We start from the raw sequence: 11,827 nt of genomic DNA on the forward strand, positions 1-11,827 counted from the left end.
GCGCGGCCGGGGGCCGGCGGGGGCCAGCGCGCCGGGGTCCTGCGGGACGGCGGGCGCGGCGGGCGCGGCGGTGTGGTCACGGGTCACTGCAGGAACCTCCGGAAGTGCAGGCGCCCGCGCTGGGGCAGCAGGGTGTCCAGGACGTCGTCGGCCAGGATGCGGCCGATCGGACGGTCCTGGTCGTCGACCACCAGCAGCGAGGAGGCGCGGGAGGCGACCAGGAGTTCGGCGGCCTCGGTGATGCGCGCCTGCGGGCGGACGGTGGCCGGGGGGCCGAACTGGGTCAGCCACTGCGCCAGTTCACCCATCGTGGTGGAGTCCTCGGCCACGGCCAGGTCGAACAGGGCGATGTCGGCCTGCAGTACGCCGCGATCGTCCACCAGGGCGACGGCGTCGATCTCGGCGCGGTGCTCGGCCAGTTCGGCCAGGGTGCGGCGCACGGCGGCGACGGTGTCCCGGTGCTGGAAGGCCACCACCCGCGGCGTCATGCAGCCGCCGGCCGTTCCCTCCCGATAGGCCAGCAGCCCGCGCAGCTCGGCCGCGTCGGCATCCGGGAGGCGGCCCAGCAGCGTCTCGCGCTCGCCGGAGTGCAGGTCGCGCAGGGCGTCGACGGCCTCGTCCGGCTCCATCTCCTCCACCAGCCGTGCGGCGTCCTCGGGCGCGGCCTCGCGCAGCAGGTTCTCCAACTCGGCGGGCTCCATCTCCTCCAGGGCGTCGGCGACATGGGCCGGTGCCAGCCAGGTCAGCAGCTGCTGGCGCTCGATCCGGCCCAAGTCCTCCAGGACGTCGGCCAGTTCGGCGGGGCGCAGCCGGTGCAGGGCGGCACGGGAGGCGCGCAGGTGCACCTGCGCCGGGCCGTCGGTCGCCTGTTCCGCGAAGGGCGCCACCGACTGCCAGTCCACGACGCGCTCGGGGGTGGCGCGCGACTGCCAGCGCCGCGGACCCAGGCGCCGCAGCAGCGTGGGCAGGCTCACGTCCACGCCCACCAGTACCGAGCGGCTGCCCTGCGGCGCCAGGTACAGGTCGGCGGCGCGGCTGACCTGGACGCCGTCGACGTCGACGAGTTGGTGGTCCAGCACGTCCCGGCACAGCAGCACCTCGCCGGGTCGCCGCTCGAACTCGCGCAGGTCCAGTCGGGCGGTGCTCAGCTCCACCCGGTCCCCGGCCAGCCGGCCGACGCAGTCGGCGGCGATGAAGGCGCGGCGCCGCCCGACGCGCACCACCAGGCCGGTGACCGGCGGGTACGGCTCGGTCCCGTACAGGCGGGCGACGACGTCGACGATCCGGCCGACCTCCTCGCCGGCCTGGTTGGTGACCGGTCGGCCGACCAGTCCGGCCAGGGAGACCAGGGAGGCGCGCACCGCCTGGGAGGCGGTGGCGCGGCGGACGAGTTGCACCCTGCGGTTGCGCAGGCGCTCCGATGTGGCCATGAGCAAGGTGTTGGCAGCCATGGTGGACACCCCTTTCGCCCGACGGGCAGGGCGACGGGCGGCAGCAGGCAGCACGCGTCCCCGCAGGTCCGCCCGGGCCCGGTGACAGGCAGTCGGACGACGGACGTGCGAGAGGGAAGGGAGTGGCTACCGTGCGCCGCGGAAGGACGACGAGGACGACGTGGGCTGGGGCCGACTATGGCCCGGACTACTGTCCAACACTCGCCTCCTTCCGGCCGTGACGCCCGCGGGCGTCTCTCAAGGCACGCAAGGGGAAGGACCGGGCGGAGACCCGGCACACCCCAACTCGTCAGAGCTTTGGCACTCCACGGCGTGTCCCTGCGCGGGAAGCCACTTGGGGTCACCCCTTAGGTCGGGGAGACCTGTCCTGATCCGGAGCGTCTCTCGACGGGTGGGATCAGTGGCCTGTGTCCGTGAAGACGCCTCACCGAACGAGGTGTCCCAAACAACAGGTCGCATCCTACGCCCGTGCTGCCACAGACCCCAACCCCGCTGGTCGGACGGGCGTCAGCTCTTGCCGACCCCGGCGGTGATGCCGGCGACGATGTAGCGCTGCAGCACCAGGAAGACCACGAGCAGCGGCGCGGTGCCCAGGACGACGGTGGGCAGCAGTTGGGCGGTGCTGTAGGCGTGGGTGCCGATGGTCGAGTAGACGTCCAGGGTGATGGTCTGCTTGCTGTCGGAGGTGAGCATCACCAGCGGGATCACCAGGTCGTTCCAGATCGACAGGGTCAGCGTGATCACCAGGGTGGCGGTGGCCGGGCGCAGCAGCGGCACGATGACGTGCCAGTAGGTGCGCAGCGGGCCGGCGCCGTCGATGGCGGCGGCCTCTTCCAGTTCGGCGGGGACCGAGCGCAGGAAGCTGGTGAAGAACAGCACGGCGAAGGGCAGGCTGAGGGCGGCCTCGGACAGGATCACCGAGGTGTAGCTGTCCAGCAGTTTCAGGTCGCGCATCAGCATGTAGAGCGGTGTGATCATCACAAAGACGGGGACGGTCAACCCGGCGACAAAGAGCTGGTAGACCAGCCTGGTCCAGCGCCGTGCTATCCGGGCCATCGGCCAGGCCGCCAGCGAGCCGGTGAACATCACGAGTACCGCGGCGCCGCCGGTGATCAGGACGGTGTTGCCCAGGCTGCGGCCGTAGTCCATGTCCTTGATCGCGGCCACGTAGTTGTGCAGGCTCAGGTGGCCGGTCAGGGCGAGGGGATGGGAGGCCACGTCGGTGTCGGACTCCAGGGACACCTTGAGCATCAGCAGGATCGGCGCGACCACGATCAGCGTGACCAGCAGCAGGCCGCACTGGGAGGCCACCCGGCGGAGCCGGCGGCGGCGCAGTGGGGCGGTGTCGACCGGGGCGGGCTGGAGCGGGGACCGGGTGCGGGGGAAGGTGAGGGTCATGCGGCGACCTCCCGGCGGCGCAGGAACGTGGTGAGCAGGACGCCGACGACCACGGTGATGACCAGCAGCAGGACGGCGACGGCGGTGCCGTACGCGAAGTGGAAGTCGTGGAAGCTGTCCTGGAAGACGACGTAGCTCAGGGTCTGGGTGGAATTGGCGGGGCCGCCGTCGGTCATGATGAACGGCAGGTCGAACACGCGCAGCGAGCCGATGGTGGACAGGGTCAGGTTCACCGTCAGCGACGGTGCCAGCAGCGGCCAGTCGATGTGGCGGAACCGGGCCAGGCCGCGGGCGCCGTCCAGGGCGGCCGCCTCCATCAGGCTCTGCGGGATGGACAGGTAGTTGGACAGGTAGATGGTGGCCGTGTAGCCCAGGTACATCCACATGTAGGAGACGGCGATCGCCATCAGCGCGGTGTGGGTGTCGCCGAGCCAGGACATCTCCAGGCGGTGCAGGCCCAGGGCGTTCATCACGGCGTCCAGCGGGCCGCCGACCGGGGAGTAGATGAAGGACCACAGGTAAGAGACCGCGACCAGCGCCATCATGGCCGGCATCAGCAGACCGGTGCGGGCGATGGTGCGCACGGCGGGCGAGTTGTACAGCCAGGAGGCGACCGCCAGGCCGAGCACGTTCTGCACGACCACCACGACCACGGTGTAGACGAGGGTGTTCTTCAGCGCGGCCAGGACCTGGGGGTCCTGGAAGGCCTGCCGGTAGTTGTCGAGTCCGATGAAGGAGCCGCCGATGACGCCGTGCGCGTCGGTGAGGCTGAGCAGCAGGCCCTTGGCGGTGGGGTAGAGGATGAACAGCGCGTAGAGCGCCGTGGCGGGCAGCATCAGCAGTGCGGCGGAGCGGGTGGTGAGTCTCACAGCGACGACCTCGTCGGGTGGCGGAGGGACTGCGGGGCCGGGCCGGGGTCCGGCCCCGCACGGTGCGGACTGTCGGGGTCCCGGCCGCCGGGGCGGCCGGGACCGGTGCGCGGCGGCTACTTGGCGGGGGTCTTGGGGATGTCCTTGTCGAGCTGGGCGAGCAGCGAGCCGGTGTCCATGCCCGGGTCGTTGAACAGGGAGTTGAGCTGCGCGGTGAACTTGTCCTCGGAGTTGGGGTAGTTGGGCACCTCGACCTGGGAGGGGCTGGTGTCGCCGGCCGCGAAGGCGGCGGCCACCGGGGCGGCCTGGGGCACCTGCGGGCTGGGCACGTCGGTCAGGGTGCTGAAGCAGCTCTCGGCCTTGAGGTAGGCGCTGTCCTGCGCCGGCTGCGACATGAAGTCGACGTACTCCTTGGCGGCCTGCTGCTGCTTGGAGGCGGCGTTGACCGACCAGCCGGAGCCGATGAAGGTGAAGGTCTTGGGCTTGCTGCCGGCCGGCCCGCCGGGGAAGGGGTTGAGGGTGAAGTCGAACGTGGCGGCCTGCTGGTAGTGCGTCAGGTCCCAGGCGCCGTCGACGTAGAAGGCCCACTTGCCGGCGGTGAAGCCGGCGACGCCCTGGCTGAAGGGGTCGATGCCGTTCATGGTCTTGCCGTCCACCAGGCCGCCGGTGAGCAACTGCTTGAGGTGGTCGATGACCGGGGACCAGCTCGCGGCCCAGGTGGAGCCGCCGTTGTCGTAGCCGCTGCCCCAGGCGGGGTCGACCAGGTTGGCGGCGAGCGCCAGCGAGACCTGCTCGGCGTCCCAGCCCTTGAGGTTGGGGATCTCCAGGCCGCCGATGTTCTTGGCCTTGAGCGTCTGCAGCGCGGCGAGCAGTTCGGGCCAGGTCCGCGGCACCTGGGTGATGCCGGCCTGCTTGAGCAGGCTCATGTTGGCGTACAGGCCGATGGGGATGTTCTGCTGGACGAAGTCGTAGGTCTTGCCGCCCACCTGGGTGTACGGGGCCAGGCTCGGCATCGTGCGCTTGACCCAGGGCTGGTCGCTGAGGTCGGCCAGGAAGCCCTGCTGCTGCCAGGTGGTCAGGCGGCTCTTGTTGACCATCAGCACGTCCGCGGCTGTGCCGGCGGCCAGGCGGGTGTTGTTGTAGGCGTCGTACTCGGTGTTGGCGACGTACTTGTAGTCGACCTTGACGTCGGGATGGGCCTTCTCGAAGGCGGCGTTGATGGCCGGGATGTCGGCGATCTCGTTGCCGCCGCCCTCGAAGCCGACCACGGTCAGCGTGGTCCTGCCGCCGACGGTGGCGGAGCCGGAGGAGGACGAGCAGGCGGCCAGTCCGAGGACGAGGGCGGAGGCTGCCGCGGCGGCGGTCAGCAGGCGGGGTCGGGTGCGCAAAGCGGGCTCCTGGAGAGGGTTCGGGCGGGGGTGCCGGCGAGGAGGGCCTCGCCGGGTCAGGGCTGCTCGAGTTCGTACGCCGCCGCCCGGAATTGAATCTTCCGGATGCGGTCGGTGTCGAGCTTTCGGCTCCGGTCGAAGCGGTATATGCCGTTTTGTTCCTGGAAGACATCGGTGAGCTGGGTGAAGCAGTAGCCGAACATGAGCGGGTCGGCGATCAGGACGTCGACCAGGCCGGCGAAGCGCTGGTACCAGGCCTCCTCGCTGCCCGGGGTGTCGCCGTACCCCCATGAGCCGGTGTCGGGCTCCCCGGCGCGGTCGGTGGGCCAGTGGATGCCGCCGAACTCGCTGCAGAAGTAGGGCTGGCCGGCGTAAGGCAGGGACCAGGCGGAGCCGTCGGGGGCCGTGTTGACGTACGGCTTGCCGTCGGCCAGTCCGGCCATGTCCTGGGCGAAGCGCTCGGGGTCCTGCTGGTAGTTGTGCGAGTCGTACACGTCGGTCTCGGGCACGCGGTGGGAGTAGCCGGAGCTGTCGATCACCGGGCGGGTCCGGTCGGCGGCCTTGGTGGCCAGGAACATGCCGCGGGTGACGTCGTCCAGGGCCGTGATGCGGTCGGTGAGCTTCTGGAAGGTCTCGTTCAGCGGGCACCAGCCGATGATCGAGGGGTGGTTGTAGTCGCGCTCGACCACCTCCAGCCACTCGGTGATGAACGAGGCGGTGGGCACCTGGCGTTCGTGCCAGCCGCCGACCTTGGCGCCCCAGTCGCCGAACTCGCCCCAGACCAGGTAGCCCAGGCGGTCGGCGTGGTAGAGGAAGCGCTCCTCGAAGACCTTCTGGTGCAGCCGGGCGCCGTTGAAGCCGGCGGCCAGCGCGAGCTCGATGTCCCGCACCAGGTCCTGGTCGCCGGGAGCGGTCATCAGGCCCTCGGGGTACCAGCCCTGATCCAGCACCAGGCGCTGGAACACCCGGCGGCCGTTGAGCAGGACCGCGGTGCCGTCCACGGTCACCGAGCGCAGCCCGGCGTAGCTCCGCGCGCTGTCCACCAGTTCCCCGTCCAGGTTCCGCAGTTCCAGCTGGAGCGTGTACAGGTGCGGATCCTGCGGCGACCAGGGCCGGCGGCGCTCGGCGGGGATGTCCAGCACCAGGTGCGGGGTCCGGTCCGCGGACGCGGAGGCGGACGCCTCGGCGACCAGGCCCTGCCCGTCGGACAGCACGGCCCAGCAGACGTGGCCAGGGACGTTGCCGGACACCGGCAGGTCCACCAGCAGGCGGCCGCCGGCCAGGTCCGGGGTGATCCGCGGCCGGCGCAGGTGGGTCTGCGGCACCGGCTCCAGCCACACGGTCTGCCAGATGCCGGTGACCCGCGGGTAGAAGGCCTCGTAGCCGTCGTAGCGGGTGGACTGCTTGCCGCGGGCCTGGCTCCCGTGGCGGCTGTCGCGCGCCCGCACCACCAGCTCGGGGCTGGTGCCGGGGGCGGCCACGTCGGTGATGTCGAAAGTGAAGCCGCTGAACCCGCCGCGGTGGCGGCCCACCTCGTGGCCGTCGACCCACACCGTGGTGTCGTGGTCCACCGCCTGGAAGTGCAGCAGCACCCGCTGCCCCTGCCAGTCCTGCGGGATCTCCAGGGTCCGGCGGTACCAGACGGACTCCAGGAAGTCCTTGCAGCCGATGCCGGAGAGCGGAGCCTCGGGGGCGAAGGGGACGGTGATGGCGCCGCTGAGCCGCTGGTGCAGCAGGCCGCGTTCGAGGCCGCTGTCGCCGGGGTCGGCCTCGAACTGCCAGGGGCCGTTGAGGCAGAGCCAGTCCCGGCGCACGAACTGCGGTCTCGGGTACTCGGGCCTGGGCAGTGCCGGGACGGCGTCGCCCGGGGCGGCGTCGCCCGGGGCGGCGTCGGCCGTGGGGGCCTCGGCCGCGGCCGGGGCCTGCCGGGTGCCGTCACCGCGGCCAGCTGTTTGCATCGATGCAAAATCGTTCACGGCAGGGAGTATCGGCCGATTCTTTGCAACGATGCAATGGTGTCGGCGGTAACGAATCGGACTCGGCGGAATCCGGACGCCTGCCTTCAGGCGGTGGCGCCCGCGCCGCCGAGTGAGCTCTCGCGCAGCACCAGGCGGTGCGGTGTGGTGATCTCCAGGGGCGTGGCGTCCTGGCCGGACTCGATGCGGGTCCGGATCGTCTCCACCGCCGAGCGCGCCAGCCCCTGCTTGTCGGGGGCGACCGTGGTCAGCGTCGGAGTGCTGTAGCGGCCGTCCTCGATGTCGTCGAAGCCGACCAGGGCCAGGTCCTCGGGGATGCGCAGTCCCCGGGACAGGGCGACGCGCATCGCGCCCAGGGCCAGCAGGTCGCTGAAGCAGAAGACCGCGTCCGGGGGGTCCGCCCGGTCCAGCAGTGCGGTCATGGCCGCCGCGCCGTGGCGGCGCTCGTAGTGCGGGGTGGGCACCATCAGCGACTCGTCCACCGGCAGACCCGCCGCGGCGAACGCCTCGCGGTAGCCGCGGGTGCGCAGCACCGCGGTGCCGTCCGAGGGGTCCTGCTCCACGCCGATCGCCGCGATGCGCCGCCGGCCCAGGCCGATCAGGTGGGCGGTGGCCTCGCGGGCGGCGGTCACATTGTCGATGGCCACGTGGTCGGCGGCCGAGTCGAAGATCTTCTCGCCGAGGAGCAGGATCGGCGCGGGGCTGCGCCGCGACTCCAGGTCGGCGGCGGTCAGCGCGAGCGGGCTGACGATCACCCCGTCGAAGCCGACCGCCTGCGGGGCCTCCATGATCAGTTCACGCTCGCGCTCCACGTCGCCGTCGGTCTGGTCGATCAGCACGGCGTACCCGTGGGCCTGGGCCTCCCCGATGATCAGCCGGACCAGTTCCGCGAAGTAGGGCACGTCGAGAGCCGGCACGACCAGGGCGATGATCCGCGAGCGGCCCTGCTTGAGGTTGCGGGCCATCAGGTTGGGCCGGTACCCCAGGTCGTCGATCGCGGCCTGGACCCGCACCTTCATGGGCTCGGTGACCTTGGCGTAGCCGTTGACGACGTTGGAGACCGTGCGGATGGAGACTCCGGCGCGCTCGGCGACGTCTCGGAGCGTGGGGGCCGTCATGGGCGGGCCTTCCTGGCGGTGGCGGGCGGCAGATGATCAGCAGGCAACCAGTCTAACTATTGCATCGATGCAATTTGTCGCGCCGGAGGCATTGCGGCCCGCGACCCTGCCCCGCATACTCCTCTTCCGGCGGCTTTGCCATCGATGCAAAGCCTGCCGTGACCACGACGTCCCCCGGTCGCACGTCAGGGACGCACCTCCCGACCAGCGCAAGGAGCCGCAATGCTCGCACCACCGCGCCACCGTCGCCCAGCACTCCGCCTGTGGCTCAGCACGGCCCTCGCGGGGCTGCTGTGCCTGTTCGCGATACCCACCACCGCGACGGCGAACGTCCCGGGCGCCGCCCTGTACAGCCCCTCGGCCGGCAACGAGGGCATGGCCTACACCCGCATGGTCCGCCTGCAGCACAGCGGATCGGCCGACGGCACCCTGCTGGCGAGCTTCGAGCACTGGACCACCGACGGCAGCGCAAGCTACTACGACATCCGGCGCAGCACCGACGACGGGGCGTCCTGGTCCACGCTCTCCAGCGTGCTCGGCGACACGTACTCGTACCAGCCGTTCCTCTTCGAGTACCCGCAGCAGCTCGGCGCCTACCCGGCCGGGACCCTGCTGCTGGTCGGAGCCACCCTCCCGGCCAACCGCGCCGGGGTCACCTTCCGCGAGTGGCGCAGCACCGACCACGGCGCCACCTGGTCCTACGTCGGAGCACCGCAGACCTCGGCGGGGGCCGACGGCAGCGGGATCTGGGAACCGTTCGTCGGCCTGGACTCCTCCGGGAAGCTGCTCATGTACTTCTCCGACGAGCGGCAGAACGCCACCTACAGCCAGTTCCTGGGCCACATCGTGTCCACCGACGGCGGCGACACCTGGAGCGCCGCCCCCGACGGCTCGACCCGGGTCGCGCCCGGCGAGGTCAAGGACGTCGCCAGCACCACCCAGGCCGACCGCCCCGGCATGATCACCATCGCCAAGGTCCCCGCCACCGGCTCGTACGTGGCCAGTTACGAGGTCTGCGGCCCCCTGAACTGCCAGGTCCACCTGAAGACCTCCACCGACGGCGACACCTGGGGCTCGGGCCCCGCCGACCTCGGCACCGTGCCCCGGACCGACGACGGCCGCCAGCTGTACAACACCCCCGTCATCGCCTGGAGCCCCGCGGGCGGCGCCGACGGCGAACTCCTGCTCACCGCGATGAACGAGTCCCGCCTGGCCGGGGGCGCCCCGGAGAACCACCAGATCGTCTTCACCAACACCTCCGGTGGAAGCGGCAACTGGTCGTGGATGCCGTCCCCGATCGCCGTCCCCACCGCGGGCGCGGCTCCGAGCTGCGGCGCCGACTACAGCCCTGACCTGCTGCCCTCCAGTGACGGCAGCACGGTGCGCTACAGCGCCGCAGGTGTCGCCGGCCCCTACGGCTGCCAGGAACTGACCGGCTCCGGCAACGCCGGCGTCCTGCCCTACACCGCCGCCCTGTCCTCCAGCGACCCCGGCTGGACCCAGTACGGCGGCAGCTGGTCCGCGTCCGGCGGCAGCTACACCGAAACCTCCGGCGGGTCGGGCGGCAACAAGTCGGTGACCGGTTCCACCGGCTGGACCGACTACACCCTGGAGGGCGACGTCCAGCTGGGCAGCGTCGGCGCCAACGGCAACGCCGGCTTCCTGCTGCGCACCACCGACCCCAGCTCCGGCACCGACAGCTCCAACGGCTACTACATCGGCGCGGGCACCTCCAGCCTGACGATCGGGCGCGAGGGGTACGGCTGGACCCAGCTGGCCGCCACAGCGATCCCCGGCGGGTTGGCCTCGGGCAGCTGGTACCACCTGACGGTCCAGGTCTCCGGCTGCACCGTCTCCGTCCAGGGCCGGCCCGCCGGGTCCTGGAGCAACCCCGCCTACCTGAGCGTCAACGACTGCACCTTCAGCCACGGCTCGGTGGGCGTAAGGGACTTCAACACTACCGCCGCCTGGCGCGACCTCACCGTCCGCACCTCCGCGGCCGCTACCGGTCCGGGCACCACCGGCAAGTGCGTCGACGTGGACACCAACGGCAACGCCAACGGCAACAAGGTCCAGCTCTGGGACTGCAACCGGGTCCCCGGGCAGCAGTGGACCGCCGCGGCGGACGGGACTCTGCGCGCGTTCGGCAAGTGCCTGGACGTCGTCGGCGACGCCACCGCGAACTACAGCAAGGTCGAACTGTGGGACTGCAACGGCGTGGGCGGCCAGCAGTGGGTCCCGCGCGCGGACGGCTCCCTGTACAACCCGCAGTCGGGCCGCTGCCTGGACGACCCCTCAGACGTCACCGCCAACGGGACCCAGCTGCAGATCTACGACTGCAACCAGCTGTCCACCCAGGTCTGGCACCTCCCCTGAACCCCGACAGGTCCTCAGCCTGACGTCCGACACCCGACCTCGCCGGTCGCCCGACTCGCTGAGATGCCCCGGTTTTCAGGGGCCCATGGCACGGCCGTTCTCCCCGCTTCGAGGCGTCGACCAACGATGCGCGGGAGAACGGCCGCGACGCACGGCCCGGGCGGTCGGGGTAGCGGTGCCGGTGGGTTCAGCGGGGGATGCCGCCCAGGGTGCGGCGCCAGCGGGCCTCGGCGAAGGAGTAGAGGCCGAAGGCGATCAGGCCCAGGGCGATCAGGATCAGGACCAGGGGGCCGAAGGACGTCTGGGCGAAGGAGCGCAGGGTGGCGTCGAGGCCCTTGGCCTTGGCGGGGTTGTCCGACAGGGCGGCGTCCAGGGCGAGGAGTCCGGCGGCGGCCAGGACCACTCCGCGGGCGATGTGGCCGGCCTGTCCCAGCCGCAGGACCAGGTCGCGGGTGCGGTACGTCATCCAGCCGGTGCGCAGGCGTGCGGCGAAGCGCTTGCCGACCGCGCGGGCGACCACCACGACGCCTACGGCGATCACGACCAGCGACAGGACGATCATGATGACGCGACCGCCGTCGGTCTGCAGCAGGCGGGCGCTGACGTCGTGGGCGGAGTCGTCCGAGCCGATCGGCGTGCGGCCGTGGGTGAGGAACTGGTAGACGCTCCAGGCGATCACGGCGTAAACCACGGCGCGGACCGCGTCCAGGGCGCGGTGTCCGCCGCTCTCGGCGGAATGGGCCGCCCGCACGAGGCGCCACAGCGCCAGGCCGATGAATCCGATGAACAGCAGCCACAGCAGCAGCGCCCCGAAGGGCTCGTCGGCGATCGCCACCAGGACACCCGCCCGGTCCAGGTCGTAGCGCCCGAAGCCGAGAGCGACCAGTACCGCCAGGACGCCGATCACGATGTAGACGACGCCCCGGGCGACGAAGCCCGCCCGGGCCAGGCCGTCGACCGTGCCCGAACCCGCGGTGCGCCGTGCGCCCCAACTGCCGCGCGCCCCGGCACGCCGGAAGCCCCCTCGGTTCACCCGGGTACGGCCGTAGCGCGGGTTCCGCCTGTGCGGTGTGCTGCCGTGGTGTCTGCCGGACAGTGTCCAGTCCATGTCTGCCTCCTACACCTCGGCTGCCCCTGTCGCTTCGCCAGAAACGCCTGCCGGCAACGTCATTGACGCAAGGCCGGGAGCGTCCTCCCGGTTCTGCGGAGGAAGACGCTCCCGGCACTGTGGGGGTGGTGAAGGGTGGGGCG

At 71.4% G+C, this 11,827-nt stretch carries 8 protein-coding genes and 1 riboswitch; of the genes, 1 reads left to right on the plus strand and 7 read right to left on the minus strand.

Annotated elements, in window-relative coordinates; translation table 11 throughout:
• Positions 1-83 precede the first annotated feature (83 nt).
• The 6 genes from TR46_RS00495 to TR46_RS00520 all read right to left on the minus strand — a co-directional run bounded on the left by TR46_RS00495 (position 84) and on the right by TR46_RS00520 (position 8,200).
• Positions 84-1,451 (minus strand): magnesium transporter MgtE N-terminal domain-containing protein, encoded by a 1,368-nt coding sequence (locus TR46_RS00495; protein ID WP_042391794.1) that lies wholly within the window; start codon positions 1,449-1,451, stop codon positions 84-86.
• Positions 1,452-1,724: 273 nt separating this feature from the next.
• Positions 1,725-1,894, minus strand: a riboswitch (M-box (ykoK) riboswitch).
• Positions 1,895-1,958: 64 nt separating this feature from the next.
• Positions 1,959-2,849: a carbohydrate ABC transporter permease gene (locus TR46_RS00500; RefSeq protein ID WP_052432464.1), complete on the minus strand. Its 891-nt coding sequence runs from the start codon at positions 2,847-2,849 to the stop codon at positions 1,959-1,961.
• On the minus strand, positions 2,846-3,718 hold the full coding sequence (locus TR46_RS00505; RefSeq protein ID WP_052432465.1) for a carbohydrate ABC transporter permease: 873 nt from the start codon (positions 3,716-3,718) through the stop codon (positions 2,846-2,848). The genes TR46_RS00500 and TR46_RS00505 overlap by 4 nt, the downstream gene beginning before the upstream one ends.
• 116 nt (positions 3,719-3,834) lie before the next feature.
• Positions 3,835-5,106: an ABC transporter substrate-binding protein gene (locus tag TR46_RS00510; protein ID WP_052432466.1), complete on the minus strand. Its 1,272-nt coding sequence runs from the start codon at positions 5,104-5,106 to the stop codon at positions 3,835-3,837.
• A 56-nt stretch (positions 5,107-5,162) separates the two neighbouring features.
• A complete protein-coding gene (locus tag TR46_RS00515) occupies positions 5,163-7,064 on the minus strand; it encodes a glycoside hydrolase family 2 protein (RefSeq protein ID WP_084717669.1) in 1,902 nt (633 codons plus the stop codon).
• A 104-nt stretch (positions 7,065-7,168) separates the two neighbouring features.
• On the minus strand, positions 7,169-8,200 hold the full coding sequence (locus TR46_RS00520) for a LacI family DNA-binding transcriptional regulator (protein ID WP_042391796.1): 1,032 nt from the start codon (positions 8,198-8,200) through the stop codon (positions 7,169-7,171).
• A 222-nt stretch (positions 8,201-8,422) separates the two neighbouring features.
• Between TR46_RS00520 and TR46_RS00525 the strand changes: the two genes are divergently transcribed.
• Positions 8,423-10,576, plus strand: coding sequence for a ricin-type beta-trefoil lectin domain protein (locus tag TR46_RS00525; protein ID WP_042391799.1), 2,154 nt, complete (start codon positions 8,423-8,425; stop codon positions 10,574-10,576).
• 187 nt (positions 10,577-10,763) lie between these two features.
• Here TR46_RS00525 and TR46_RS00530 read toward each other — a convergent pair whose 3' ends face one another.
• A complete protein-coding gene (locus TR46_RS00530) occupies positions 10,764-11,684 on the minus strand; it encodes a DUF1206 domain-containing protein (protein WP_052432467.1) in 921 nt (306 codons plus the stop codon).
• Positions 11,685-11,827 lie beyond the last annotated feature (143 nt).

This window comes from Streptacidiphilus carbonis (assembly GCF_000787775.1).
Lineage (GTDB): Bacteria > Actinomycetota > Actinomycetes > Streptomycetales > Streptomycetaceae > Streptacidiphilus > Streptacidiphilus carbonis.